Source organism: Pseudomonas azerbaijanorientalis, from assembly GCF_019139795.1.
Lineage (GTDB): Bacteria > Pseudomonadota > Gammaproteobacteria > Pseudomonadales > Pseudomonadaceae > Aquipseudomonas > Aquipseudomonas laurylsulfatiphila.
This window is the reverse complement of the sequence record NZ_CP077078.1, coordinates 5407278-5434150: the sequence shown is the minus strand read 5'-3', so window position 1 is coordinate 5434150 and position 26873 is coordinate 5407278. Positions and strand designations below refer to the sequence as shown.

Annotated in this window: 27 protein-coding genes, 1 pseudogene and 1 riboswitch; of the genes and pseudogenes, 16 read left to right on the top strand and 12 right to left on the bottom strand. The window is 60.1% G+C overall.

What is annotated here, in order from left to right; genetic code table 11:
• Window positions 1–37: 37 nt before the first annotated feature.
• On the bottom strand, window positions 38–1024 hold the full coding sequence (locus KSS91_RS24310; RefSeq protein WP_008016642.1) for an NAD(P)/FAD-dependent oxidoreductase: 987 nt from the start codon (window positions 1022–1024) through the stop codon (window positions 38–40).
• 196 nt (window positions 1025–1220) lie between these two features.
• Between KSS91_RS24310 and KSS91_RS24305 the strand changes: the two genes are divergently transcribed.
• Window positions 1221–2123, top strand: a complete 903-nt coding sequence (locus KSS91_RS24305) for a TIGR01777 family oxidoreductase (RefSeq protein WP_217836343.1) — start codon at window positions 1221–1223, stop codon at window positions 2121–2123.
• Between the two features lie 13 nt (window positions 2124–2136).
• A complete protein-coding gene (hemH, locus tag KSS91_RS24300) occupies window positions 2137–3162 on the top strand; it encodes a ferrochelatase (protein ID WP_126047516.1) in 1026 nt (341 codons plus the stop codon).
• Window positions 3163–3293: 131 nt separating this feature from the next.
• On the opposite strand, the gene KSS91_RS24295 is transcribed toward hemH, so the two are convergent.
• Both KSS91_RS24295 and upp read right to left on the bottom strand, forming a co-directional pair.
• The gene (locus tag KSS91_RS24295; RefSeq protein WP_095965568.1) at window positions 3294–4568 is read right to left on the bottom strand and encodes a uracil-xanthine permease family protein; all 1275 of its coding nucleotides are present in this window, start codon (window positions 4566–4568) and stop codon (window positions 3294–3296) included.
• A gap of 2 nt (window positions 4569–4570) precedes the next feature.
• On the bottom strand, window positions 4571–5209 hold the full coding sequence (gene upp, locus KSS91_RS24290) for a uracil phosphoribosyltransferase (protein ID WP_007973856.1): 639 nt from the start codon (window positions 5207–5209) through the stop codon (window positions 4571–4573).
• A 165-nt stretch (window positions 5210–5374) separates the two neighbouring features.
• Between upp and KSS91_RS24285 the strand changes: the two genes are divergently transcribed.
• From KSS91_RS24285 to KSS91_RS24270, 4 genes are all read left to right on the top strand, one after another.
• Complete coding sequence (locus KSS91_RS24285) at window positions 5375–5932, top strand: hypoxanthine-guanine phosphoribosyltransferase (RefSeq protein WP_007973854.1); 558 nt, start codon at window positions 5375–5377, stop codon at window positions 5930–5932.
• Between the two features lie 3 nt (window positions 5933–5935).
• The gene (locus KSS91_RS24280; RefSeq protein ID WP_015096807.1) at window positions 5936–6409 is read left to right on the top strand and encodes a WbuC family cupin fold metalloprotein; all 474 of its coding nucleotides are present in this window, start codon (window positions 5936–5938) and stop codon (window positions 6407–6409) included.
• 168 nt (window positions 6410–6577) lie between these two features.
• Entirely contained in the window at window positions 6578–7063 is a 486-nt protein-coding gene (locus tag KSS91_RS24275) for a hypothetical protein (RefSeq protein ID WP_217836342.1), read from the top strand.
• Window positions 7064–7126: 63 nt separating this feature from the next.
• Window positions 7127–7414: a PA4642 family protein gene (locus tag KSS91_RS24270; protein ID WP_007973850.1), complete on the top strand. Its 288-nt coding sequence runs from the start codon at window positions 7127–7129 to the stop codon at window positions 7412–7414.
• Window positions 7415–7520: 106 nt separating this feature from the next.
• On the opposite strand, the gene mqo is transcribed toward KSS91_RS24270, so the two are convergent.
• Entirely contained in the window at window positions 7521–9029 is a 1509-nt protein-coding gene (mqo, locus tag KSS91_RS24265; protein WP_217836341.1) for a malate dehydrogenase (quinone), read from the bottom strand.
• A 742-nt stretch (window positions 9030–9771) separates the two neighbouring features.
• Complete coding sequence (locus KSS91_RS24260) at window positions 9772–10011, bottom strand: hypothetical protein (protein WP_015096803.1); 240 nt, start codon at window positions 10009–10011, stop codon at window positions 9772–9774.
• 204 nt (window positions 10012–10215) lie between these two features.
• Between KSS91_RS24260 and KSS91_RS24255 the strand changes: the two genes are divergently transcribed.
• Window positions 10216–10800, top strand: coding sequence for a YajG family lipoprotein (locus KSS91_RS24255; RefSeq protein WP_007973847.1), 585 nt, complete (start codon window positions 10216–10218; stop codon window positions 10798–10800).
• A gap of 123 nt (window positions 10801–10923) precedes the next feature.
• Here the strand turns inward: KSS91_RS24255 and KSS91_RS24250 are convergent, their stop codons facing one another.
• A complete protein-coding gene (locus KSS91_RS24250; protein ID WP_015096802.1) occupies window positions 10924–11130 on the bottom strand; it encodes a hypothetical protein in 207 nt (68 codons plus the stop codon).
• Window positions 11131–11320: 190 nt separating this feature from the next.
• Here KSS91_RS24250 and KSS91_RS24245 point away from each other — a divergent pair, with 190 nt between their 5' ends.
• Window positions 11321–11599: a hypothetical protein gene (locus KSS91_RS24245; protein WP_217836340.1), complete on the top strand. Its 279-nt coding sequence runs from the start codon at window positions 11321–11323 to the stop codon at window positions 11597–11599.
• Window positions 11600–11721: 122 nt separating this feature from the next.
• Here the strand turns inward: KSS91_RS24245 and KSS91_RS24240 are convergent, their stop codons facing one another.
• Window positions 11722–12885: a 1-acyl-sn-glycerol-3-phosphate acyltransferase gene (locus KSS91_RS24240; protein ID WP_205886335.1), complete on the bottom strand. Its 1164-nt coding sequence runs from the start codon at window positions 12883–12885 to the stop codon at window positions 11722–11724.
• Between the two features lie 142 nt (window positions 12886–13027).
• On the opposite strand from KSS91_RS24240, the gene KSS91_RS24235 reads away from it, so the two are divergent.
• Genes KSS91_RS24235 through KSS91_RS24225 form a run of 3 tightly spaced genes read left to right on the top strand, consistent with a single transcriptional unit; the run spans window position 13028 to window position 14139 of the window.
• Window positions 13028–13210, top strand: a complete 183-nt coding sequence (locus KSS91_RS24235; protein ID WP_053159662.1) for a CPXCG motif-containing cysteine-rich protein — start codon at window positions 13028–13030, stop codon at window positions 13208–13210.
• A gap of 9 nt (window positions 13211–13219) precedes the next feature.
• Window positions 13220–13480, top strand: coding sequence for a putative signal transducing protein (locus tag KSS91_RS24230; protein ID WP_007979315.1), 261 nt, complete (start codon window positions 13220–13222; stop codon window positions 13478–13480).
• Between the two features lie 35 nt (window positions 13481–13515).
• The gene (locus tag KSS91_RS24225) at window positions 13516–14139 is read left to right on the top strand and encodes an SOS response-associated peptidase (RefSeq protein ID WP_217836339.1); all 624 of its coding nucleotides are present in this window, start codon (window positions 13516–13518) and stop codon (window positions 14137–14139) included.
• Between the two features lie 114 nt (window positions 14140–14253).
• Here KSS91_RS24225 and KSS91_RS28895 read toward each other — a convergent pair whose 3' ends face one another.
• Window positions 14254–14997 carry a methyl-accepting chemotaxis protein gene (locus KSS91_RS28895; protein ID WP_371317821.1) on the bottom strand — a complete coding sequence of 248 codons (744 nt, stop codon included), beginning with the start codon at window positions 14995–14997 and terminating at the stop codon, window positions 14254–14256.
• Window positions 14998–15108: 111 nt separating this feature from the next.
• A pseudogene (locus tag KSS91_RS28890) lies at window positions 15109–15306 on the bottom strand (HAMP domain-containing protein); the annotation flags it as partial.
• Between the two features lie 1360 nt (window positions 15307–16666).
• On the opposite strand from KSS91_RS28890, the gene KSS91_RS24215 reads away from it, so the two are divergent.
• On the top strand, window positions 16667–17485 hold the full coding sequence (locus tag KSS91_RS24215; RefSeq protein ID WP_217836337.1) for a M48 family metallopeptidase: 819 nt from the start codon (window positions 16667–16669) through the stop codon (window positions 17483–17485).
• A 136-nt stretch (window positions 17486–17621) separates the two neighbouring features.
• On the opposite strand, the gene KSS91_RS24210 is transcribed toward KSS91_RS24215, so the two are convergent.
• The 3 genes from KSS91_RS24210 to KSS91_RS24200 form a co-directional block, all read right to left on the bottom strand.
• A complete protein-coding gene (locus tag KSS91_RS24210) occupies window positions 17622–18206 on the bottom strand; it encodes a TMEM165/GDT1 family protein (RefSeq protein ID WP_007972537.1) in 585 nt (194 codons plus the stop codon).
• Between the two features lie 89 nt (window positions 18207–18295).
• A riboswitch (yybP-ykoY riboswitch) is annotated at window positions 18296–18419 on the bottom strand.
• Window positions 18420–18471: 52 nt separating this feature from the next.
• Window positions 18472–19470 (bottom strand): methyltransferase, encoded by a 999-nt coding sequence (locus KSS91_RS24205; protein WP_217836336.1) that lies wholly within the window; start codon window positions 19468–19470, stop codon window positions 18472–18474.
• A 33-nt stretch (window positions 19471–19503) separates the two neighbouring features.
• Window positions 19504–20469 (bottom strand): 2-hydroxyacid dehydrogenase, encoded by a 966-nt coding sequence (locus tag KSS91_RS24200; RefSeq protein WP_217836335.1) that lies wholly within the window; start codon window positions 20467–20469, stop codon window positions 19504–19506.
• 92 nt (window positions 20470–20561) lie between these two features.
• Here KSS91_RS24200 and KSS91_RS24195 point away from each other — a divergent pair, with 92 nt between their 5' ends.
• From KSS91_RS24195 to KSS91_RS24180, 4 genes are all read left to right on the top strand, one after another.
• Complete coding sequence (locus KSS91_RS24195; RefSeq protein WP_007972540.1) at window positions 20562–21191, top strand: LysE family translocator; 630 nt, start codon at window positions 20562–20564, stop codon at window positions 21189–21191.
• A 244-nt stretch (window positions 21192–21435) separates the two neighbouring features.
• Entirely contained in the window at window positions 21436–23118 is a 1683-nt protein-coding gene (locus KSS91_RS24190) for a fatty acid--CoA ligase (RefSeq protein WP_126052836.1), read from the top strand.
• A gap of 339 nt (window positions 23119–23457) precedes the next feature.
• Window positions 23458–25362, top strand: coding sequence for a DUF1302 domain-containing protein (locus KSS91_RS24185; RefSeq protein WP_217836334.1), 1905 nt, complete (start codon window positions 23458–23460; stop codon window positions 25360–25362).
• A gap of 28 nt (window positions 25363–25390) precedes the next feature.
• Entirely contained in the window at window positions 25391–26755 is a 1365-nt protein-coding gene (locus KSS91_RS24180) for a DUF1329 domain-containing protein (RefSeq protein WP_015096792.1), read from the top strand.
• Window positions 26756–26873: the final 118 nt, after the last annotated feature.

The window sequence follows — 26873 nt, the reverse complement described above, 5'->3', positions numbered from 1 at the left end:
AAATCAAAAGATCGCAGCCTTCGGCAGCTCCTACGGTTCATTGCAGGTGTTCATGCAAGCGGCGGGCGGCTTCCTGACCGCTTAGCCAGGCGCCTTCAACGCGTCCGGACAGGCACCAGTCGCCACAGGCGTACAGCCCCAGGTCGGCATCGGCCAGGGTGCCCCATTCGTGACTGCTGGCGGGGCGGGCGTAGAGCCAGCGGTGGGCGAGGCTGAAGCTCGGCGCAGGCATGGAATCGTGCAGCAGTTCGGCAAACGCGCCGTGCAACTGTTCGATCACCGCTTCCTTGGGCAGGTCGATGTGTTGCCGGCTCCAGGCACTCGTGGCGTGCAGCACCCAGGTGTCGAGGGTGTTGTCGCGCCCGGGTTTGCTGCGGTTGCGGGCCAGCCAGTCGAGTGGGCTGTCCTGTACGAAGCAGCCTTCCATGGGCGTTTCCAGCGGCGTTTCGAAGGCCAGGGCAATGGCCCAGGTCGGGTCCATTTTCACCCCGGCGGCGGCCCCCGCGAGTTTCGGCGCCGATGCCAGCAGAGCCGTGGCCTGTGGCGCGGGCGTGGCGATGACGACGTGGCTGAACGGTCCGTGGGTGAAGCCCTCGGCGTCCTGCAGATGCCAGTGTTCTTCCCCGCGATAGACCTCGGTGATCCGGCAGGCGAAGTGCACTTCAAGATCACCGAGCAGGGCGCGAGTGATTGCACTCATGCGGGGCGTGCCGACCCAGCGGGTCTGCTCGTCCGGCGACAGGTTGAGCTGACCGCCATGGTAGGTGTACAGCTGCGGCGTCCACTCGGCGACCCAGCCTCTGGCCTGCCAGCGCTGGACTTCCGTGACAAAGCGGCGGTCGCGGGCGGTGAAGTACTGCGCGCCCATGTCCAGAGCACCCGCATCGCTACGCTTGCTCGACATGCGCCCGCCGCTACCGCGGCTTTTATCGAAAAGTTGAACCACGTGCCCGAGGTCCGTCAGGGCCTGGGCGGCGGAGAGTCCGGCAATGCCGGTGCCAATGATTGCGATAGGTACAGTCATAGGGGCCTCGTTTACCTTTCTGTACAGACTACGCCGGCGTTCAAACCTGTACAATATTGTTTTTTGGTATAACTTTTAGCGTTCTCGTTCTGACAGCTTGGCCTATTGTTAAACATAGAGCCTGCTCGATACCAAAGATCCCTGCTTATAAAAATAGACTAGTGGACAGGGTAAAACGCCACGCGAGGAAGAAGTCATGCACATATTGCTGACCGGCGGTACTGGTTTGATAGGACGTCAGCTCTGCCGGCACTGGTCGGGGCAGGGCCATCGCCTGACAGTCTGGAGTCGCAAGCCTGAAAAAGTCGCGAAAACCTGTGGTGACCAAGTACGTGGAATTGCCCGGTTGGAGGATCTTGGGCAGGAACCGGTGGATGCGATCGTCAACCTTGCCGGCGCGCCGATTGCCGACCGACCCTGGACGCACAAGCGTAAAGCCTTGTTGTGGAGCAGTCGGATCACGCTGACTGAAACCCTGCTGGCGTGGCTTGAGAGTCGCGAGCAGAAACCCCGGGTGTTGATTTCCGGTTCGGCAGTCGGCTGGTATGGCGACGGGGGCGAGCGCGAACTGACCGAGGACTCGGGGCCGGTCAGTGAGGACTTTGCCAGCCAGCTATGCATCGCCTGGGAAGAAACCGCGCAACGGGCTGAAGCGCTGGGCATTCGCGTCATCCTCATTCGAACCGGGTTGGTGCTGTCGGCCGAGGGCGGCTTTTTGTCGCGGCTGTTACTGCCCTTCAAGCTGGGGCTGGGGGGGCCGATTGGCAACGGCCGGCAATGGATGCCATGGATTCATATCGACGATCAAATCGCTCTGATTGATTTTCTTCTGCATCGCAACGAGGCCAGCGGTCCCTATAATGCGTGCGCACCCAAACCGGTGCGCAACCGCGAGTTTGCCAAGACGTTAGGCAGCGTACTGCATCGCCCGGCATTCATGCCGATGCCGGCCTTCGCCTTGAAGGTCGGGCTGGGCGAGTTGTCCTTGCTGTTGCTGGGCGGTCAACGGGCCACGCCGGTTCGCTTGTTACAGGCGGGTTTCACTTTTCAGTTCACGGATTTGCGCGCGGCTCTGGATGATTTGTCCGCTCGCCTTTGAAATAGGATGTTGCATGACCGATCACGCGTTGCTTCTGGTCAATCTGGGTTCACCTGCCTCCACCTCGGTGGCGGATGTGCGCAGCTACCTCAATCAATTTCTGATGGACCCGTACGTGATCGACCTGCCATGGCCGGTGCGGCGCTTGCTGGTGTCGCTGATCCTGATCAAGCGTCCCGAGCAGTCGGCCCATGCCTATGCCTCGATCTGGTGGGACGAAGGCTCGCCACTGGTGGTGCTCAGCCGTCGCCTGCAACAAGCCATGACTGCCCAATGGCAACATGGCCCGGTCGAGCTGGCGATGCGTTACGGCGAGCCATCGATCGAGTCGACGCTGGTGCGCATGGCTGCGGCGGGGCACAAGCGGATAACCCTGGCGCCGCTTTATCCACAGTTCGCCGACAGCACCACCACCACGGTGATTGAAGAAGCCAAGCGCGTGCTGCGCGAAAAAGGACTCGACCTGCAACTGTCGATTCTTCAGCCGTTTTATGATCAACCGGAGTACCTCGACGCCTTGGTCGCCAGCGCGCGGCCTCATTTGCAGCAGGATTACGATCACTTGTTGCTGAGCTTTCACGGATTGCCGGAGCGGCACCTGACCAAGCTCGATCCGACGGGCAAGCATTGCTTCAAGAATGAGGATTGCTGCAAGAACGCATCGCCAGTAGTTTTGGCCACCTGCTATCGCGCGCAATGCCTGCGTACGGCATCGGAGTTTGCCAAGCGCATGGGCTTGCCGGACGGCAAGTGGTCGGTGTCATTCCAGTCGCGCCTGGGACGCGCCAAATGGATCGAACCCTACACCGAGGCGCGCCTCGATGAGTTGGCCAAAAGCGGCGTGAAAAAGATTCTGGTGATGTGCCCGGCGTTCGTTGCCGATTGCATCGAGACCCTGGAAGAGATCGGTGATCGCGGCAAGGAGCAATTCCGCGAGGCGGGGGGCGAGGAGTTGGTGCTGGTGCCGTGCCTCAACGATGACCCGCATTGGGCGCGGGCGTTGAGTGCGTTGTGCGAGCGCGCGCCGTTGGCGCTTTGAAAGCTTCGCGAGCAAGCCCGCTCCCACATTGGATTTCGGTGTACACATATATTGTGTCCAGCACCGATCAAATGTGGGAGCGGGCTTGCTCGCGAAGAGGCTCTTACAGTCAGCGAAAAATCCGAACCTGCTTAGATCAACGGCTCATTCGCTTTTTTGTGCTTCCAGCTGTCATTGCCCGGCAGGATCAGGTTCAAGCCAATCGCCACCACCGCGCACAGCGCGATGCCTTTGAGGCCGAAGTCGTCCGGCCCCGTGCCGGTGCCGATCAGTACACCGCCGATCCCGAACACCAGGGTCACCGACACAATCACCAGATTGCGCGCCTCGCCCAGATCGATCTTGTGGCGGATCAGTGTGTTCATCCCCACCGCCGCGATCGAACCGAACAGCAGGCACAGAATCCCGCCCATCACCGGCACCGGAATGCTTTGCAGCAGCGCACCGAACTTGCCGATGAACGCCAGGCTGATGGCGAAGATCGCCGCCCAGGTCATGATTTTCGGGTTGTAGTTCTTGGTCAGCATGACCGCGCCGGTCACCTCGGCGTAGGTGGTGTTGGGCGGGCCGCCAAACAGACCGGCCGCCGTGGTGGCAATGCCGTCGCCGAGCAGGGTGCGGTGCAGGCCGGGCTTCTTCAGGTAATCGCGACCGGTCACGCTACCCACGGCAATCACGCCGCCGATGTGTTCGATGGCCGGGGCCAAAGCCACCGGAACGATGAACAGGATCGCCTGCCAGTTGAATTCCGGCGCGGTGAAGTGCGGGATGGCGAACCAGGGTGCCGCAGCGATCTTCGCGGTATCGACCACGCCGAAGTAGAACGACATGCCAAAGCCCACCAGCACGCCGGAGATGATCGGCACCAGGCGAAAGATGCCCTTGCCGAAAACCGCAACGATCAGCGTGGTCAGCAGTGCAGGCATCGAGATCATCATCGCCGTCTGGTAATGAATCAATTCACTGCCATCACCGGCCTTGCCCATGGCCATGTTGGCGGCAATCGGTGCCATCGCCAGGCCAATCGAAATGATCACCGGCCCGATCACCACTGGCGGCAGCAGGCGGTCGATGAAACCGGTGCCTTTGATTTTCACCGCGAGGCCGAGGAAGGTATAGACGAAACCCGCCGCCATCACGCCGCCCATGGTCGCGGCCAGGCCGAACTGGCCCTTGGCGAGAATGATTGGGGTGATGAAGGCAAAGCTCGATGCCAGGAACACCGGCACCTGACGCCCGGTGACGATCTGGAACAGGATCGTCCCCAGGCCGGCCGTGAACAACGCCACGTTCGGGTCGAGACCGGTGATCAGCGGCATCAACACCAGGGCGCCGAAGGCCACGAACAGCATCTGTGCACCCGACAGCACCGTGCGCCAGAGCGGATCGTTGAACTCTTGCTGCATGGTCACGCGTCCTTCTGCTTGGTGCCGAAGATCTTGTCACCGGCATCGCCCAGCCCCGGGATGATGTAGCCGTGTTCGTTCAGTTTTTGATCAATGGACGCGGTGTAGATGATCACGTCCGGGTGAGCCTTCTCGACCACGGCAATGCCTTCTGGCGCAGCGACCAGCACCATGGCGCGGATGTCCTTGCAGCCGGCTTTTTTCAGCAGGTCGATGGTTGCAACCATCGAGCCGCCGGTAGCGAGCATCGGGTCGATGATCATGGCCAGGCGTTCGTCGATTTCCGGCACCAGCTTCTCGAGGTAGGTGTGGGCCTCGAGGGTTTCCTCGTTGCGGGCCACACCCACGGCGCTGACTTTGGCGCCCGGGATCAGGCTGAGCACGCCTTCGAGCATGCCGATGCCGGCACGCAGGATCGGCACCACGGTAATTTTCTTGCCGGCGATTTTCTCGACCGACACAGTGCCGCACCAGCCATCGATATCGTAGGATTCCAGCGGCAGGTCTTTGGTGGCTTCATAGGTCAACAGGGCGCCGACTTCCTGAGCGAGCTCACGGAAATTCTTGGTGCTGATGTCTGCGCGGCGCATAAGGCCAAGTTTATGACGGATCAGCGGGTGGCGGATCTCATGGATGGGCATGGGGAAAGGCTCCGGCGGCGGGCAAAAAAACCGGCCTAGATTAATCTATCCGAGGGTGTTGTCCTATAGACATACAGTACGTTAGTCCACAAACGCTTGATCTGGCCTCGCTTGATGCGTACCTTTGCCCGCTTTTCCTGAATCCGCCATCCCCTGGAGAGCACCATGTCTGCTGATCTCGAGCATATCCGTCAAATCATGCGAGAGGCTGACTGCCTGTACACCGAAGCTGAAGTCGAGGCGGCCATCGCCCGCGTCGGTGCACAAATCAACGATCAACTGGCGGATTCCAACCCGGTGGTGTTCTGCGTGATGAACGGCGGGCTGATTTTTTCCGGCAAGCTGCTGACCTATCTGCACTTCCCGCTGGAAGCGTCCTACCTGCACGCTACCCGCTATCGCAACGAAACCAGCGGTGGCGACCTGTTCTGGAAGGCCAAGCCGGAAGTTTCCTTCATCGACCGTGATGTGTTGATCATCGACGACATTCTCGACGAAGGTCACACCCTGGGTGCGATCATCGACTTCTGTAAGCACGCTGGCGCACGTAAAGTGCACACCGCTGTGCTGATCGATAAAGACCACGACCGCAAGGCCCGTCCGGACCTCAAGGCCGATTTCGTCGGTCTGCCGTGCGTCGACCGCTACATCTTCGGTTACGGTATGGACTACAAAGGCTACTGGCGTAACGCCAACGGGATTTTCGCCGTTAAAGGAATGTAAGACATGGATACGCCGCGTTTTCTGGATCAGACCTTGTTCGCCGAGCTGGCCGGGAAAGCCGCGGCCAATCCTCGCGGGCGCCAGCATCACAATTTCCATCAGATGGAAGACGCTTGCCATCGCATGGCGGTGGGGCTGCAGCCGTCCACCTATATCCCGCCTCACCGGCACCTGGGTGACAACAAGGCCGAAACCCTGTTGGTCCTCAAGGGACGGCTGGGCGTGCTGATCTTTGACGAGACCGGCATGGTGCTGAGCAAGACCGTGCTCGAGGCCGGTGGCGACTGTGTTGGCGTGGACCTGCCAACCGGTGTGTTCCACGGTCTGGTGGTGCTGGAGGCCGACAGCCTGATGTTCGAATGCAAGGCCGGTCCTTACCGTCCGGTCGGTGAAGGCGAGCTGGCGCACTGGGCTCCGCGCGAAGGCGAGCCTGGTGTTGCCGAGTATCAGGCCTGGATGCACGCGCAGTTCGATTGATTTTCTTCCTGTGGGAGCGGGCTTGCTCGCGAAGAGGGAGTGTCAGTCAACATCAAGGCGACTGACACACCGCTTTCGCGAGCAAGCCCGCTCCCACAGGGTGTCGTGTTCACAGCCCCACGTCCGCTCGCCCATGCTAGAGTGCCCGGCCCCGATCCGGAGCCTGCCATGAACCCTTTTATCCGCAGCTGCGCCGCCCTGTTGCTGACCCTCAGCCTGCCTCTGGCCGCCGCCCCGGCGCCCATGCACAGTCAATTCCTGCCGCCGGACGACCTCACTCTGCGCGCTGCTGATCCCGAGCAGCAGCAACTGATGCAGGTCACCGATTATTCGGTGGTGGTCGGTGCTCAGCGTCAATCCACTCAACAGCCGATTCCGGTCACTTCGCCGTTGCTGATTCGTCTCAAGGGAAAATCCCTGAACAAGGGCGCTACCATCAGTCAGGTACTGGTCAATTTCGATGGTGAAAGCAAAAGCCTGAAGAAGCCGGTTTACGACGAGCCGAGCAAGACTCTGACCCTCTATTACCCGCTGGCGCAATACCGGGTGGTGATCGACTTGCTGCGCAACGACACGGTGTATTGCCAGTTTCTCAGCTACGCCAATGGCCATGTCTGGGCCGATCTGCATACCGGCAGCAATCGTGTGCGTTGAGCCCTGTGCCTGCGCGGGGGTAAACTGCCCGCCCCGTGAAATGTCTGCGAGCTGGAGTCGGCAATGCGTAAAGATAAAAAACAAGTGATTGGTGACGAGATCGGTGATGAGCAGATCAAGTTGTTCCTCGATTTCGAACCGGTCGACGCGACTTCTCCGTCCCTGCACAAACTGGTCAAGGCCTACCGTGGTCTGCGCATCGACGATTTCGAGCGTTTCCTGACGTTCTTCGTCGAAGCCGGTTACGACGTGAATGGCAAGGATGAGCACGGCAATGACTTTGTTGCCTTGATCAAGGATCAGCGCAATGCACCGGATTACATCGAGTTGATCGAGAAGGTTCGCGGTTAAGATCAGTAGATCGCAGCCTTCGGTAGCTCCACAAGGAGCGATCTTTCAAAGGCATAAAAAAACGCCCCGCTCTCAATGAGAGCGGGGCGTTTTTCATGGGGCCCAATCAAGCGTAGCTTTCGGTCTCGCTGCTGGCTTCAACCAGTTCCAGGGCAACGTTGTTCTGCGTGCTGATCTTGCGATACAGCGCAGCGTCGGTTTCCAGAACTTTCTCCCGGGCCGGGAAGATTTCTGCCAGTTTGCCAGCCCATTCGCCCTTGGCTTTGCTCGGGAAGCATTTCTCGATCAGCTCGAGCATGATCGAAACAGTCACCGATGCACCAGGCGAAGCACCGAGCAGTGCAGCCAGGGAACCGTCCTTGGCCGCGACCAGTTCGGTACCGAATTGCAGGATGCCGCCTTTTTTCGGGTCTTTCTTGATGATCTGCACCCGTTGGCCGGCCACTTCCAGGCGCCAGTCTTCGGCTTTCGCCTCCGGGTAGAAGCGACGCAGGGACTCCAGGCGCTGCTCCATAGATTGCATCACTTCGCTGACCAGGTACTTGGTCAGGTCCATGTTGTTTTTCGCCACGGCCAGCATCGGGCCGATGTTGCCGGCGCGAACCGACAGCGGCAGGTCCATGAAGGAGCCGTGCTTGAGGAACTTGGTGGTGAAACCGGCGTACGGTCCGAACAGCAGGGACTTCTTGCCATCGACCACGCGGGTGTCCAGGTGCGGCACGGACATTGGCGGTGAACCTACGGCAGCCTGGCTGTAGACCTTGGCCTGGTGGTGCTTGACCACTTCCGGGTTGTCGCAGCGCAGCCACTGGCCGCTGATCGGGAAGCCGCCGAAGCCTTTGCTCTCTTCGATGCCCGAGGCTTGCAGCAGCGGCAGTGCCGCGCCGCCAGCGCCGAGGAAGACGAATTTGGCGTCGACTTCACGGGTATTGCCGCTGTTGACGTCCTTGATGCTGACGGTCCAGCCGCCGTTGCTGCGCTTGAGGCCAGTCACGCGCTTGCAGTACTTGACCTGGGCATCGGGTGCGCTGGTCAGGTGCTTGAGCAACTGGTTGGTCAAGGCGCCGAAGTTGACGTCGGTACCATTGATCACGCGGGTGGCGGCAAGGGTTTCGCCGGGGTCGCGCCCAGGCATCATCAATGGCATCCACTCTGCCATTGTCGCCTTGTCTTCGGTGTACTCCATGTCGGCGAAAGCGTGGTGCTTGCTCAGCACCTTGAAACGTTCCTTGAGGAAGGAAACGCCGCTTTCACCCTGCACGAAACTCAGGTGTGGCACCGGGCTGATAAACGATTTGCACGAGCCGAACGTGCCTTTCCTGGTCAGGTACGACCAGAACTGCTTCGACACCTCGAACTGGGTGTTGATGTGCACGGCTTTCTTGATGTCGACGGCGCCATCGGCTGCCTGCGGTGTGTAGTTGAGCTCACACAGCCCGGCGTGACCGGTACCGGCGTTGTTCCAGGGGTTGGAACTCTCCGCAGCACCGGAATCCATCAGCTCGACGACTTCCAGCTTGATCGCGGGGTCGAGCTCTTTGAGCAGCACTGCAAGGGTGGCACTCATGATGCCGGCCCCAACCAGTACTACGTCGACTGCTTCGTTATGCGCCATTTAACGCGTCTCCAAAATCTGCAGCACCAAATTGTCGGCATGGCTGCCAGGCATTCCGGGGCGTGTCAGTGTGGCCCCAGGGTATTCATGGCAGTATCGCCATGTCCGAATCTTCGCAATTTATCGCAACTTCGACGGACGCTACCTGCCGGGTCTAATAAGAGTCATATGAACTCATTTCAACGTGCGACTGGCAATTCGACTTATGGTCGATACATCCGTTTGTGCAACCAAATCCGTAGCGGACAGGCTTCAGGCTCCGGTGTTCGAGGAATACTCGGTCCTGTGTCGTTGGGCTGTTGTAGACGCTAATGGTGCATGTTCAGACGCAAAACTATTCATTTGCTCGCCACACTCTTGTGAAGTTGTGAAAACCCGTTTTTTTCACGCTCTTTTGAAGACGTGAACCTCAAAAAGGGCTGTCCCAGCCTGGCACCGTGCCCGGATGGATTGCCGCCATGGGATACAGGGCAGGCAAAACGGGCAAACAGCTCAGTGACCGAGCGTAATGACAGCTCTGCAGATTCGCGAAAAGTGGAGGTTTTGCTCAACAAAACAGCAAGCGCGCCAGCTTCACTCGATCTGTGTGGGCGGCTCTCTGTGGGCGGTGCGGGGGTGTCAACACAAGCGCATTGACGATGCTGCGAGGCCCGATCAGGAGACGTCCTTATAATCGGGGTGAGATTGTATCTAAGAAACGCAGGGAAATGGTCGTGTTTAATGACTTTTATTAGGTGTTTGGTCAGGTTGTCAGCAGTTGCTGTGCACGCGAGCGTGGCTGGTAAGGTTGCGAAACGACGCGGGCGCCGGCCGGCAGCGGCTGATTCAGCCAATTCAGGCGGATTTCCTCGATTTCAACCCAGCCATCTCCCATGGGCTGCAAGCTGCACTGCTTGAAGGCCTGGCAGTGGCCGTTGCGGTCGAGCAGGGCGAAGCAACGGTGCAACGGGCGTGGCGCGAACAGAGAGATCAGATGGCGCATGGTGAAGTACCGTGTGGGTGATTGCCAGGAAGATTGCCTGTAGGCCATTACGTGCAAGTGTAGGAGTGGTGACATCTGTGTGACATGAACTGCAATCCCCAGGGTTTGTCAGAGATTTCATCAAACACTGTGAGGTGCTGGTTCCCCGCAGTGGCGCACCGCTATACTGCCGGCCTGTTTGTGCCTGATTCTGGAGAGAAGAGCATGTTGCAACGCCTGTTGTTCGGTTTGATCACTGTGACCAGTTTGACCCTGGTTGGCTGCGCCCACAGCCCGCAACAACTGAGCCCGGAACCCAAGCTGACCGCCCAGTTGGCCCCGGTCGGCCATGGCCAGCCCGTTGTGGTGCGTGTCGTGGACGGTCGCCCGTCGCCGACGCTGGGCACCCGTGGTGGCCTGTATCCGGAGACCAGCGCGATCACCGTGCAGGGCGCGCAGATCCTGCCGAAGCTGCAGGCTCAGGCTGAAGCCGCCGTGCGTCTGTTGGGCTTTACGCCGACGAACAACGCCATGAATGCGCCGCAACTGACAGTGACTTTGGCTGAATTGAAGTACCAGTCGCCCAAGGAAGGCATGTACGTGACCGAAGCCACCATCGGCGCGACGTTCCGCTCGGATGTGCAGAACGCCAACCGTCGCTACAGCGGCCGTTATGGTTCGTCCTTGGACCAGCGCTTCGGCATGGCGCCGAACCAGGAAACCAACACCAAGCTGGTCAGCGATGTGTTGAGCGATGCGTTGACCCGCCTGTTCAAGGACCCGACCGTGGGCCAGATTCTCGGCGAGTAATGCGAGCCCCTGTAGGAGCGAGCCTGCTCGCGATGGTCGTTAACGATTACGCGGGGAATCTGATACCCCGGGGCGTCCTCAAGTCCATCGTGAGCAAGCTCGCTCCTACAGGGGGCAAGGAAATCAGGCAGCCTGCGAGTAAAAATCCAGCACACTCACACCCGTCAGCAAGTCCGTTTCCGGCAAATCCGCATGTTGATGCCCACCCAAGGCGCAATACACCAGCCAATGGCGATCCTGAACGTTGAAGGCGAGGCTGCCGACGAGGGCTTGTTGTTCTTCGCTGGGAATGATGAGGTAGAGACGATCCTGGTTTTCGGCGTGGAGCATGACGTGATCCGTGTCGGTTTCGGGACGCGCATGTTCGCCGATACAGATGACGAAGCCGTGACTCAGGACAGCCATTGATCAAAAGCTTCGTTATTTGTCGGAAACAGAGGGCAGGGGCGCAGGCTTTCGGTAGAATCCGCGCCGCGGTCGCCCGTCCGGCACCTGCTACCTGTTTGACTTGAGGTTCGTGATGTCGCTGCACTTGATGACGCTGTTTACCGCCCATCCCGCCAAACTGATCAATCTGCTGGCCTTGCTCTTTGCCTTCCCGGGCGGCTGGTTGCTGCACGCCACCCGTCGCCGCGAACTGCGTGCGATGGCCAGTTTGCAGGCGCAGCGCCAGAGCAGTCCGAACGTAGAACCCACGCTGGATTGGGCGACCTTGCGCATGAACCGCTTTTTCTACATCTTCGGTTTTGCCTGCCTGGGGATGGCGCTGCTGGTGTCGTGGATCAGCACGCAGGTCTGAACCTTTTCAAAGTAAAAGATCGCAGCCTTCGGCAGCTCCTACAGGGGCACATCAATCCCGTGTAGGAGCTGCCGAAGGCTGCGATCTTTTGATCTTGATAAATCGTATCGAGCCGAACCCGCTTACAGCGGCAACCCTGCCTTCACCCGGTACTGATTACGCACCGGCGTTGCATATTGCAGCACCAGGTATGGACGATGCTCTTGCGGGCAGGCGTCCAGGCGGCGTTGCCATTCTTCCTGGGCCTTGGCCAGTTCTTCGGCCGGGAACACCTCGGCGGCCTTTGGCACCTGCAACTGCGGATCAGCGTCTTTCCACTGCGCGTAAGCCAGGTAGTGCACCGGGAACAAGCGATAGCCGCTGAGGATTTGCTTGTCCATCTCGACCGCCAATTGCTTGGTGTCTTCGAACAGTTCGGTGATCGGCGCGGCAAAGTTCACATGCACCCGGCCCTTGTAGCCGGTGATGCCCTTGGCGATGCTCACGTCATCCTCGCCCGGCACCTTGGTGTAGCTGCCAGTGGTGGCACGGATGTAAAGCTCGCGGGCCTTGGCCTGGTCGCAGGGGTCGTATTCGTAGCTGATCGACACAGGGGTCAGGTTCAGCGACTGAATGACTTCGCCGAATGGCTCGTCCTTGCGGCTCATGTGGAACATCTTGAGGATCGCCGATTCGGTGCGGTCGTCACCGTCCTTGGCGCGGCCCTCGGCCTGGGCGATCCAGATCGAGGCGCAATCGTTGCGGATCGAATGGTTGATATACGCCGACAGCAATTGATAGGCCGCCATTTTCTCCCGGCGACCGCTGATCGAGCGGTGCACGATGAAGCTCTTGTTCAGGCGCATCAGGTCGCTGACGAAAGGCTTTTGCAGCAGGTTGTCGCCGATGGCAATGCGCGGGGTCGGCAGGCCGGCGTGGTACACGGCGTAGTTGACGAAGGCCGGGTCCATCACGATATCGCGGTGGTTGGCGATAAACAGGTAGGCACTGCCGGACTTGAATTGCTCCACCCCGGTATAAGTGACACCGTCGGTGGCGCGCTCGATGGTGTGGTCGACGTAAACCTCGACTTTGTCCTGTAACGTGGCCACACAGGTCACGCCGGCAAACTCACGGCGCAGCCGATGGGCTATAAGAGGTTTGAGCGCCCAGCCTAAAGCGCCGGCAAAACGCGGGAAGCGGAAGTGGGTGAGGATATCTAGAAACGCCTTGTCGCCGAGCAGTCGGTCCAGCACCGCTGGGACTTCGCTGTCGTCGTAAGGTCGGATGGCATCGAATTCGCCCATCATGCTCTCTTGTTAGAAACGGCTAGGGTAAGTAAAGGTTTTGTTCGAAAACCGGCGGGGCAAGGTCTGAAAAAGTTGCCAGACAACAATAGCCCTGCAAATAGACCGGCGATTATACGCACAAGTCACCTGGGAGACCGCGATGCTGGAAACTGCGCAGTATGAATGTCCGTATTGTGGTGAGGAGGTAGAGACTACTCTGGATTTGTCCGGTGGCGATCAGACCTACATCGAGGACTGTCAGGTGTGCTGTCGGCCGATAACCTTCGTGTTGCAGGTTCATGAAGAGGAATGGCATCTCGAAGTGTTCAGTGAGAATGAATGAGGAGCGTGTATGCAGCGCATCTACGATCCGGAAAACCTGATGGAAGGCGAGTTGCTGCAAGGCATGCTCGCCAGCGAGGGTATCGAGGCGCATCTGGTGGGCCGTGATTTGCTCGGCGGCTCCGGGGAGTTGCCGATCTATGGCCTGCTCGGGCTGTCGGTCGAGAACGATCAGGCCGAATACGCCCGCGAGCTGATCACCGCGTACAATGCAGCGCTGCCGCTGTCCGGCGATGAACCGGACAGTTTTCCCGGCACGCTGGTCTGTTAGGCTGGCGTTCGTTTGATCAAGAGCCGTGTTGCCCCATGTGTGGACGTTATGCCCTGTTTCGCTGGAACCCTGCCTTCGCGGCGCTGCCCGGTTTTCCCGCCGACCAGAAGGCGCAGTGGAACATTTCCCCGAATGATTCGGTATTGATGCTGCGTGCCGAGCCTGACGGTCAGCGCACGCTTGCCCGCGCCCGCTGGGGGCTGACGCCACCCTGGCTGACCGATCTGTCCCGCACCCCGGCCCACGCCCGCGCCGAAACCGTTGCCGAGCAGCCGATGTTTCGCCAGGCCTTGCGCGAGCGCCGCTGCCTGTTGCCGGCCAATGGTTTCTACGAATGGCGCGGCACGACGCGCAAGCGCCCGTACTGGCTGACACCGGGGGAGGGCTCGTCATTGTTTTTTGCGGCGATCTGGGAGGCGTATCCGGTACAGGAGCAGGTGTGGCTGAGTACCGCCGTGATTACCCAGCCAGCGGCGAGCCAGCGGCGGCCGTTGATTCTTGATGAGGCGGGGCAGGCCGCGTGGCTGGATCCCGAGACGCCGTTGCATGCTTTGCAAGCCTTGCTGGCCAGTGAGCCTGCCGCGTTGCGCGAACGGGTGCTGGCCAACATGGTGAATGATCCGAAGCTCAATGGGCCGGAGTGTCTGACGCCGGGTTGAGTTTTTTTGGTGGCAGTGCTGGCCCTTTCGCGAGCAAGCCCGCTCCCACACTGGATCTGTGGCGTACACAAATCCCCTGTGGGAGCGGGCTTGCTCGCGAAGAGGGCCTGAAGGTCAAACCCTGAACTGATTGATCAACCGCCGCTGTTGCTCGGCCAGCTTGGTCAAATCCGCACTGGCCGCACTCGACTCATCCGCACCGCCGGCCACTTCATTGGCAACCTGGCCGATGTTGATCACGTTGCGGTTGATATCGTCCGCCACCGCACTTTGCTCCTCTGCCGCGCTGGCTATCTGGGTGTTCATGTCGTTGATCACCGACACCGCCTGAGTAATGGTCTCCAGTGCTTCGGCGGCCTTCGATGCGTGCAGTACGCTTTCGTCCGTGCGGTTCTGGCTGTCCTCCATGACTCGCACCACATCCCGCGTGCCTTGTTGCAGTTGCTGGATCATGGCCTGGATTTCTTCGGTGGCCTTTTGTGTCTTCTGCGCCAGGTTGCGCACCTCGTCGGCCACCACGGCAAAGCCTCGGCCCTGTTCACCGGCGCGGGCCGCTTCGATGGCTGCGTTCAGGGCCAGCAGGTTGGTCTGCTCGGCGATCCCGCGAATGGCAGTGAGGATGGCGTTGATGTTTTCGCTGTCCTTGGCCAGGGTCTGCACCACGCCGACGGCACGGCCGATCTCCACGGCGAGTGCGCCAATCGAGTTCGAGGTGTCGCGCACGATCTGCATGCCTTGGCTGGCAGCTTGATCGGCATGGCTGGCGGCCTGTGCGGCCTGGGTCGCGTTGCGCGCCACGTCCTGGGCAGTGGCGGTCATTTCCTGCACGGCGGTGGCCACCTGATCGATCTCGGCCATTTGCTTGTGTACGCCGGTGTTGGTGCGGATGGCGATGTCGGCGGTGTGTTCCGACGAATCGCTGACGCTCTGCACCGACGTCACCACCTGGGTGATCATCGCCTGCAACTTGGCCAGGAAGGTGTTGAAGCCTTTGGCGATCGAACCCAGTTCATCGGCGCGGTCGCTGGTCAGGCGCCGGGTCAGGTCGCCTTCGCCCTGGGCGATATCGTCGAGCATGGCCACCATCTGCTTGAGCGGACGAGCGATGCCGTGGCCCACCAGCCAGATCACCAGCAAACCGATACCGGCAATGACCAGGCCGACCATCGCCATGCCGAAGGTGTCGGATTTACGTTGCGCATCCAGGTCAGCCTGGAGTTTTAGCAGGTCGGCCATGACCGCGTTCAGTGGCAATTGCAGCATCAGGGTCCAGCGCGCATCGGTCTGGCCGATGCCGAACGGCAGGTACAACTCGATCCGGCCCTGGGCCTTGTCGACGGTGTAGGTGACTTCGCCGCGCTTGAGACTGGCCATGTTGGCAATCTGCTTGCTGTCGAGGATATCGCTGACTTTTTCGCCGAATTTGCTCGGATCCTTGGTGTAGGCAACGATGCGGCCATTGCCGCCGATCAGGGCCATTTCCCCGGCGCCGCTGTAGAGTTTCTGGTTGGCGCCCAGGAGCATTTCCTGAATGAAGTTCACCGACAGGTCAGCGCCGACGATGCCTTGGAAGGCACCGTTGAGCATGATTGGTTCAATGAAGGAGGCGAGCATGACGATTTTGTCGCCCACCTTATAAGGCGCAGGATCAATCACGCAGGATTTTCCGGTTTCCTTTGAGCACAGGTAGTACTCGCTGGCACGCACGCCGGTGGACAGGGTTTTCTGATCGTCGACATCCACCAGTTTGTCCAGGCCCAGGGTGCCGTCGTCGTTGCGGAACCACCAGGGCAGGAAGCGCCCGTTGCTGGCGTCGATGCCGACCACCTGGGTGCCGACGTAGGCCGCATCGTTGTGGTCCAGTGCGTCTTTTTCCCAACCGATGTAGGTGCCGAGGATTTTCGGGTTCTTGACCACGTTTTCCTTGATCAGGCCGATCAGTTGCTCACGGCTGAGGCTCAACGAAGGCTGGCCATCGGCACCGGGTGTGCCGATCAGGGTGTTGACCCGCACCAGGCCGCCGGCAATCAGCAGCGGTGCTTCGAGTTCACGCTGGATCTGGCTGACCTGGGTCTGCGCCAGGGACGTCAGGCGTTGTTCGATGACTTGCTCGAACTGGGCCTGGGTCCGTTCCTGGATCATGTCCTGCGTCCGGGCGCCGGAAAACAGCGCGTACACCACCAGCGCTGCCACGACACTAAGGACAATGGCGCCGGCAAGGGCCGCCACGGAAAACTGGATCGACTTGAATTTCATGGAGGCTCCGCACGCGAAAGGACGTCTGCCTGGGTGTATCGGCAGGGTGTCGGGCGGGCATGAGCGCGAGCTGTTGAAATGGCTGTTTTTGCCTGGCGGATGTCGCAAATGAATCAATGCGCGGCGTGACGGGCTGCGGCTTGCCCCGAAGTGTGAATTTTTTTCTGCATTGATGAGAGCTTTGCCTGAATTGCGCGTCTTATGTCTATTGTATCTGGCGTCGATACCATTCCACGCCTAGGATACCTGGCATGTTTTCAGGGAGTTTTCGATGAACAAGACATTGGCTATATATGCGCTGAGCGCAGGCCTGCTGCTCGCCGGCTGCCAGTCGGTCAACACCACCAGTGGTGGCGCTGTGGGCGTTGAGCGCAAGCAGTACATGTTCAGCATGTTGTCCTCGCAAGAGGTCGACCAGATGTACGCCCAGTCCTATACAAAGACTGTGAGTGAGGCGAGCAGCAAGGGCGTGCTGGACAAGACCAGCAGCGATGCCAAGCGTGTTCGGGCGATTGCCGACCGGCTGATTGCCCAGGTCCCGAACTTTCGTCCGGATGCGGCCCAGTGGAAATGGGAAGTGAACCTGATCAAGAGCGACGAGCTCAATGCCAACTGTGGTCCTGGCGGCAAGATCTTTGTCTACACCGGGCTGATCGACAGTCTTCAACTCACTGACGATGAACTTGCCGCGGTCATGGGTCATGAAATCGCCCACGCCTTGCGCGAGCACAGTCGTGAGGCGATGTCCAAGGCATACGGTATCGAAATGGCCAAGCAGGGCGCCGGTGCGTTGCTCGGGTTGGGCCAGGACAGCCTGGCCCTGGCGGATGCTGTAGCCAATTACGGCATGACCTTGCCCAACAGCCGTGGCAATGAAAACGAGGCGGACCTGATCGGCCTGGAGTTGGCCGCCCGCGCTGGCTACAACCCGAACGCCGCGATCACCCTGTGGAACAAGATGAGCAAGGCCAGCGAAGGTGCTCCGCCGGAGTTCCTCAGCACGCACCCGTCTTCCAGTAGCCGGACTGCGGCGTTGCAGGCGGCGATTCCCAAGGTTATGCCACTTTACGAGCAGGCCAAGAAGTCCTGATAGTCATGCGGTGAGGCTGCTGGCCTCTTCGTCGGAACGCCGCCCGGAGCAAGCCCGCTCCCACAGGTTCAGCGCAATCCATGTGGGAGCGGGCTCGCTCGCGAAGAACGATAACGCGGTCTAACGACCCATTGGGTCAAACCCACCCGCTGCTCTGCATCGCCTTGTACACCGCGACAATCGCCAGGATGAAGAACGCCGACGCCGCCAGTCGACGGATCAGGGTCAATGGCAGCTTGTCTGCGGCAAAGTTACCCGCCAGAACCACCGGTACGTTGGCAATCAGCATGCCGGCGGTGGTGCCGATGATCACCAGCCACAACTCCGGATATTGCGCAGCCAGCATCACGGTCGCGATCTGAGTCTTGTCGCCGATTTCCGCCAGGAAGAACGCGATCAGTGTGGTCAGGAACGGCCCGAACTTGCGGGCGGTGCTGGCCTCGTCGTCATCCATCTTGTCCGGCACCAGGGTCCACAGGGCGGTCGCGGCGAAGCTCGCGGCGAGGATCCAGTGCAGCATCGTATCCGAGAAGAAACTGCCGACCCAGGCACCGACTGCACCGGCGGCCGCGTGGTTGGCCAGGGTCGCGGCAACGATGCCGGCGATGATCGGCCAGGGCTTGCGGAAGCGGGCGGCGAGAATGAGCGCGAGCAGTTGCGTCTTGTCGCCGATTTCGGCCAAGGCAACGATTGCGGTGGGTACGAGTAGTGAATCCAGCATCAGGGGTTTTCCTAAGGGGCGGGTCGACACGGCTATGACACGTACAGCCTTCCCGCCCCGGGTAAGGTGTGCGTGTCATAGGTCTTGTCAAACCCTGCGATCCATCTGATGTGGATGCTTGGGTCGCATGCGCCATGGTCTGAGGACCAAGTATGTTGACGCATGCCGGACGAGCATGGCGCTCGTGGGAGACTACTCCCCTAGGACGGGGCGGATTCTGCCTTTGCAAAACCCATTCGGCAAGCCTTCTTGTTCAAAAAAAGTTTCAGCCGCGCTTTGCCCGGTAGATTCTGAAACCCTGTCCTTCGGCCTTGATCGCACATACGCCAAGGTGCTCTTCGATCAATGGTTGATACTTCAGGAAGCTGTTCGCTACCAAGCGTAGTTCGCCGCCGTTTTTCAGATGTTTGGCCGCTTTTCGCAGCAAGTTCTCCGTTGCGAAATAGTCGGTGTGCACGCCGACATGGAACGGCGGATTGCTCAGGATCGCACTCAAACCCATAGGCGCGGCATCGATTCCGTCACCGGTAATCACCTCGGCTTCCAGACCATTGGCCGCCAGGGTCAGGCGACTGCTGGCAGCGGCAAAGGCATCTACATCCAGCATCGTGACCTGGTTGTGCGGGTAACGACGTTTCACCGCAGCGCCCAGGACACCTGCGCCGCAACCGAAATCAAGCAAATGACCGCTGGGCAGTTTGTCCAGATGCTCCAGCAGTAGCGCGCTGCCGCGATCGAGGCGACCATGGCTGAATACCCCCGGCAGGCTGATGACCTTCAGCGGGCCTTCGGCCAGCGGCAGCTCGTAGGTCTGCGCCAGGCTTTCCAGCGGCTTGGCTTCAGGCGCGTTGGCCACGGTGACCTGCCACAGCTGGCAGTGGCGCGCGCTGTCGAGTTTGCGTGGCTTGCCGAAAGGGTTGAGTTGTTTGGCGGCACCTTCGATGCCGCTTTTTTTCTCGCCGACCAGATACAGATCGCGGCCGGCCAGCCGCGAGGCGAGGGCGTTGAGGATGTAGTCGGTCAGGTCCTTGGCCTTGGGCAGAAAGACCACGGCGCTATCGAACCCGCGCTCCGGTGCGTTCACGCCAAAGTGGCTGCGCCCGTCGAAGCGGGCGTCCAGCGCGGCCTGATCGCCGGCGTGCCAGCACCAGCCATGGGCATCGGGCAGGCGGCCCAGCAGGTCGTCGGCGGGCAAACCGGCCAACAACACCGCCCCCTGGAATAACTCGGCCTGGCGAAGCAGTACTTCACTGCGCGGATCCATAACTGCTCCCGTGAAAAAAAGTGCCGCAGTTTATCAACTGACGACCCGCAGCGCCTTACCGCTGAAGTATCCCAGTGCGTTTTCGGTCACTTGGCCGACGATCCGCTGGCGCGCTTCACGGCTGCCCCAGGCGTTGTGCGGGGTGACGATCAGGCGCGGGATATCGTGGGCCAGCAGTGGATTGCCGTTGACGGGCGGTTCGACGCTCAGCACGTCAGTGGCGGCGCCGCCCAGATGACCGTTGCGCAAGGCGTCGGCCAGCGCCTGTTCGTCGATCAGGCCGCCGCGGGCGGTGTTGATCAGGAACGCTTCGGGTTTCATCGAGGCCAGTTCGCGGGCGCCGATGAAGTGGCGAGTGTGTTCGTTGAGCGGGCAGTGCAGGGTCAGGGCATCGACTTGCGGTAGCAGTTTATCCAGTGGCAGGCGGTCCGGCCGGGCAGGGCGTCCGGGAATCTGCCCCAACAGCACGCGCATGCCGAAGGCTTCAGCGAGCCGTGCGACTGCGCCGCCCAATTCGCCGTGACCCAGCAGGCCAAGGGTTTTGCCTTCGAGTTCGACAATCGGGTAGTCCAGCAAGCAGAACTGTTTGGCCTGTTGCCAGCGGCCTGCGCCGACGGCTTTTTGATAATCGGCCAGGCGCGTGGCCAGGTTGAGCAGCAGCATGATCGTGTGCTGCGCCACCGACGGCGTGCCGTAACCCTGGCAGTTGCACACGGTGATCCCGTGGGCGCGGGCGGCGGCGAGGTCGACGTTGTTGGTGCCGGTGGCGGTGATCAGGATCAGCTTGAGGTCAGGGCTGGCGGCCATGGCGGCGGCGTCGATCAGGATCTTGTTACTGATGGCTACCGTGGCGCCCTTGAGGTGTTCGATGACTTGATCGGGCAAGGTCTGGGTGAATAGCTGCAATTCGCTGAAACAACTGCGCAGCGGGTTGAGGTCAAGGTCGCCGAGGTCCAGGGACGGGTGGTCGAGGAAAACGGCGCGGCGAGTATTCGGCATCAACTGTACCTTTTGTGCATTGAACGGAAGGCGTAATCTGCCGAGCCTACCAGATGAAATAAATAGTTACGCTTGGCCTGAAGGAGCCCCACATGTACTGGACAGAGTTCTTGACCGTTGCCCTGATTCACCTGTTGGCCGTGGCCAGCCCCGGCCCGGACTTTGCCGTGGTGGTACGTGAAAGTGTTACCCACGGTCGCCGCGCGGGTACCTGGACCGCACTGGGTGTGGGCACGGCGATTTTCCTGCACGTGGGTTACTCGCTCTTGGGTATCGGCCTGATCGTGTCCCAGTCGATCGTGCTGTTCAACGCCTTGAAATGGGCCGCTGCCGCTTACCTGCTGTACATCGGTTACAAGGCACTGCGCGCGCAACCGGCCAAGCCTGTGGCGGACGATCTGCACAAGGAAGCGGGGGAGCGCACGGCCCGTGGTGCCTTTACCTCGGGTTTCGTCACCAACGGTCTCAACCCGAAAGCCACGCTGTTCTTCCTCTCGCTGTTCACCGTGGTGATCAACCCGCACACACCACTGGCCGTGCAGGCCGGTTACGGGGTTTACCTGGCAGCCGCGACAGCGACCTGGTTCTGCCTGGTGGCGATGTTGTTCAGCCAGCAGCGCGTACGCGCCGGTTTTGCGCGCATGGGGCACTGGTTCGACCGGACCATGGGCGCGGTGCTGATTGCGATTGGCGTGAAGCTCGCTTTTACCGAGATGCATTGATCAATCGTGAATCCGTGTAGGAGCTGCCGCAGGCTGCGATTTTTTGATCTTTGACATGAAGAACGAGATCAAAAGATCGCAGCCTGCGGCAGCTCCTACAGTGCGTAATAAACGGCAAGTGCTGGCGTAATGCCAGTATTTGCAAGGCTCTACAAATCATTCCTTTGGCTGATTTGGCTGACGATCAGGGGCACTACAGTGCGTACTTTCAGTCACGTCCGTGCAGTCAGAAAAAGGGATTCTTATGTTGCAGACTCGCGTTATCCCCCCGGCCGAAGGCGCTTACCAATACCCGCTGCTGATCAAGCGGCTGCTGATGTCCGGTGCCCGTTATGAGAAAACCCGCGAGATCATCTACCGCGACAAGTTACGCTACAGCTACCCGACCCTGATCGAACGGGTGGCCCGCCTGGCCAACGTGCTGACAGCGGCCGGGGTCAAGCCCGGGGATGCCGTGGGTGTGATGGACTGGGACAGCCATCGTTACCTGGAGTGCATGTTCGCCATCCCGATGATCGGCGCTGTTATCCACACCATCAACGTGCGCCTGTCGCCGGAACAGATCCTCTACACCATGAATCACGCCGAGGACCGCTTTGTGCTGGTCAACAGCGAGTTCGTCGGCCTCTACAAGGCCATCGAAGGGCATCTGACCACGGTCGACAAAACCCTGTTGCTGACGGACCTGCCGGAAAAAACCGCGGACCTGCCGAACCTCGTCGGCGAATACGAACAACTGCTGGCCGCTGCGAGCCCGCAGTACGATTTCCAGGATTTCGACGAAAACTCGGTCGCGACCACGTTCTATACCACCGGCACCACCGGCAATCCCAAGGGCGTGTACTTCACCCATCGGCAACTGGTGCTGCACACCATGGGCGTGTCGACCATCATGGGCGCGATCGACAGCGTGCGCCTGCTGGGTACCAGCGACGTTTACATGCCGATCACCCCGATGTTCCACGTGCACGCCTGGGGCTTGCCGTATGTGGCGACCATGCTCGGACTCAAGCAGGTGTACCCCGGCCGCTATGACCCGGAGTACCTGGTGGAGTTGTGGCGCAAGGAGAAGGTCACGTTCTCCCATTGCGTGCCGACCATCCTGCAGATGGTCCTCAATGCCAAGGCCGCGCAGAACGTCGACTTCGGCGGCTGGAAAATCGTCATCGGCGGCAGCGCCCTGAACCGCACTCTGTACGAGGCGGCCAAGGCCAGGGGCATTCAGTTGACCGCCGCCTACGGCATGTCGGAAACCGGGCCACTGGTATCGTGCGCGCACTTGAACGATGAGTTGATGGCCGGCACCGAAGACGAGCGCACCACCTACCGGATCAAGGCCGGCGTGCCTGGGCCGCTGGTGGAGGCGGCGATCGTCGACACCGAGGGCAACTTCCTGCCCGCTGACGGCGAGACCCAGGGCGAACTGGTGCTGCGCGCACCCTGGCTGACCGAGGGTTATTTCAACGAGCCGCAGAAGGGCGCCGAGCTCTGGGCCGGAGGCTGGCTGCACACCGGCGATGTGGCGACCCTGGACAGCATGGGTGTGATCGATATTCGTGACCGCATCAAGGACGTGATCAAGACCGGTGGCGAGTGGATCTCCTCTCTGGACCTGGAAGACCTGATCAGTCGTCATGTGGCGGTACGTGAAGTAGCAGTGGTGGGGATCCCTGATCCGCAGTGGGGAGAGCGGCCGTTTGCCCTGCTCGTAGTCCGTGAAGGTCACGTCATCGGGGCGAGGGAACTCAAGGAGCACCTCAAGCCTTTTGTGGAGTTGGGGCACCTGAGCAAGTGGGCGATTCCGAGCCAGATCGCCCTTGTTACTGAAATTCCCAAGACCAGCGTCGGCAAACTCGACAAGAAGCGCATTCGTGTCGACATCAGCGAATGGCAGGCCACCAACAGCACCTTTCTTTCGACACTTTAAGCACCTCCCGGCGTGCCCGAAAGGGCACGCCGGCCCCACCAAGCAAGCGCTTGGCTTGTCAAATCGAAATATTCAGCCATCCTTGCCGTGCCGACGGGTGTCGGACTGGCGAAAGGACTGTTCCAGAGTGGCTGGCAACTGCAAATCACACTTTAGAGGGATCAAGCACTACTGCCTGCTGGCTATAGTCCGCTCAAGGATTTTTAAGAACGGGGCAACCGCACGAACCGGGGCGATGCAACTTTGGAATGACTTTGGGATGCCATGGCTCCCGGTTATCCACAACGTTTTTAGAAGTGCTCAATGCCATAAAAATAAAATGCACATGGAGTAGCGTCGATGACATCAGTAAACCAGTTCTGGCGCCGGGCGAAGCTGCCCCTGGCTGTCAGTCTTGCCTCTACGCTCGCCGGGCCAGCATTCGGCGTCAGTTTCAACGTCGGTGAAATCGAGGGGCAGTTCGACTCATCCCTGTCGGTCGGTGCCAGTTGGTCTACCGAAAGTGCCAACAAGAACCTCATCGGTGTCAACAACGGCGGCAAGGGGCTGTCCCAGACTTCTGATGACGGTCACCTGAACTTCAAGAGCGGGGAAACCTTCTCGAAGATCTTCAAGGGCATCCATGACCTTGAACTGAAATACGGCGATACCGGTGTTTTCGTCCGTGGCAAATACTGGTACGACTTTGAACTGAAGGACGAAAGCCGTCCGTTCAAGGACATCAGCGACGCGGGCCGCAAGGAAGGCGCCAAGTCCGCTGGCGGCCAGATCCTCGACGCCTTCGTCTACCACAACTACTCCGTTGCTGATCAACCAGGCTCCGTACGTCTGGGCAAGCAGGTGGTGAGCTGGGGTGAAAGTACCTTCATCGGTGGCGGCATCAACTCGATCAACCCGATCGACGTGTCCGCGTTCCGTCGTCCGGGTGCCGAGATCAAGGAAGGCCTGATCCCGGTCAACATGTTCTATGTGTCCCAGAGCCTGACCGAAAACCTCTCGGCCGAAGCGTTCTATCAAATTGAATGGGATCAGACCGTCGTCGACAACTGCGGCACGTTCTTCTCCCAGCCGGACATCGTTGCCGACGGCTGCAACGACAACCTGCGTGTACTGGCCAAGCGTTCGCAGATTCCGGCCATTGCCCTGGGGCCTTTGGCCGCCAACGGCGTGGACGTCAACAATGAGGGTGTTCTGGTGCGTCGTGGCCCCGATCGTGATGCTCGCGACGGCGGTCAGTGGGGCGCGTCCCTCAAGTACATGTTCGAACCGCTGGACACCGAGTTCGGTGCCTACTTCATGAACTACCACAGCCGTGCGCCGATCTTCAGCGCAACCGGTGCGCCGCAGTCGGTCTACAACACTGCAGCATCCCTCCAGGGTACCCCGTTCGCCGCGCTGGCGCCGTTGCTGGTGGCGGGTAATTCGCAGTACTTCATCGAATATCCGGAAGACATCCGCCTCTACGGCCTGAGCTTCTCCACCACCCTGCCTACCGGTACGGCGTGGAGCGGCGAGATCAGCTACCGTCCGAACGCTCCGGTGCAGCTCAACTCCACCGACATCCTGTTCTCCGGTGTCCGTCCTATAGGCAACAACAACCCGAACAACCCGTTGACCAATGCATCGCTGCTTACCGGCGTGCCGGGTCAGGACCTGCACGGGTATCGTCGCAAGGAAATCACCCAGTTCCAGACCACCCTGACGCACTTCTTCGACCAGGTCATGGGCGCCAGCCGCCTGACCCTGGTGGGCGAAGTGGGCGTGACCCACGTCGGCGGCCTGGAAAGCACTTCCGATGTTCGTTATGGCCGCGATCCGGTCTACGGCCCGGGTGAGTTGCCAGCCTCTGGCGCGCTCGATACTTGCGTGGCGCTCAACACCAGCACCATCAATGGTGCCGGCCCGGGTACGCCGACCAACAATCGCAGCCGCAACTGCAACGACGAAGGGTTCACCACCGCAACTTCGTGGGGCTACCGCGGTCGTGCCATCTGGGAATACAACGACGTGTTTGCCGGTGTGAACCTCAAGCCGAACGTTGCCTGGTCCCATGACGTGGAAGGTTACTCCCCTGGCCCTGGCGGCAACTTCGAGGAAGGCCGCAAGGCGGTCAGCCTCGGTGTCGACGCCGAGTACCAGAACACCTACACCGCGAGCCTGGCCTACACCAACTTCTTCGACGGCAAGTACACCACCGTGGATGACCGCGACTTCGTTGCGCTCAGCGTCGGCGTGAACTTCTAAGCACAGTATTTTCAGGACGAACGCAAATATGAAAATAACAAAGAGTCTGTTCCACGCCGGTGTTCTGGGGCTTTCGCTGCTGGCAACCAGCGTCATCGCAGCAGTTCCCCAGGCCGAGGCCGACAAGCTGGGCAAGAGCCTGACCCCGATGGGCGCCGAAATGGCGGGTAACGCCGACGGTTCGATCCCGGCCTGGAAGCCGATGGCGAAGAACGCCGGTACGGTCGACAGCAAAGGTTTCCTGTCCAATCCGTTCGCCAGCGAAAAACCGCTGTTCACCATCACGGCGCAGAACGTCGACCAGTACAAGGACAAGCTCGCACCGGGCCAGTACGCGATGTTCAAGCGCTACCCGGAAAGCTTCAAGATGCCGGTCTATCCATCCCATCGCGGTGCTACCGTGCCGGATGAAGTATTCGCCGCCATCAAGCGCAACGCCACCAACACCAACCTGGTGTCCGGCGGCAACGGTCTGGAAAATTTCGAAACTGCCATACCGTTCCCTATTCCGAAAAGCGGCGTTGAAGTCATCTGGAACCATATCACCCGTTATCGCGGTGGTAGCGTGACCCGCTTGGTAACCCAGGCCACGCCACAGCCGAACGGCTCGTTCAGCCTGGTGTACTTCCAGGACCAGTTCGTGTTCCGCGACAAGATGAAGGATTACGACCCGAAAAACCCGGGCAACATTCTGTTCTACTTCAAGCAGAAAGTGACTGCGCCGGCGCGTCTGGCCGGTGGTGTACTGCTGGTTCACGAAACCCTCGACCAGGTCAAGGAGCCGCGCTCGGCGTGGGTCTACAACGCGGGCCAGCGTCGTGTGCGCCGTGCACCGCAAGTGTCCTATGACGGCCCGGGTACCGCGGCTGACGGCCTGCGTACTTCCGACAACCTGGACATGTTCAACGGTGCACCGGATCGTTACGACTGGAAGCTCGAAGGCAAGAAAGAGATGTACATCGGCTCCGATGCCTACAAGCTCGACGATCCGAAACTCAAGTACGCCGACATCATCAAGGCCGGTCACATCAACCAGGACCTGGCGCGTTACGAGTTGCGTCGCGTGTGGCATGTAGTTGCCACCCTGAAGGAAGGTCAGCGCCACATCTACGCCAAGCGTGACTTCTACATTGACGAGGACACCTGGCAAGCAGCGGTCATCGACCATTACGACGGTCGCGGTCAATTGTGGCGCGTCGCCGAGGCGCATGCCGAGAACTACTACGACAAGCAAGTGCCGTGGTACGCCCTCGAAGCCCTGTATGACCTGCAGTCGGGTCGTTACCTGGCGCTGGGCATGAAGAACGAAGAGAAGTCGGCTTATGACTTCGGCTTCACTGCCACCACCAGCGACTTCACCCCGGCCGCCCTGCGTCAGGACGGTGTTCGCTAAGGTGAACTGAGTAGAGGCCGCACCCTCTGAAACGCCCCGACTGGTTCGGGGCGTTTTTTTTTGCTTGTAGACTTTTTGTAGCCATTTGTAGCAATTACCTTCATTCCCTATCCGTTTA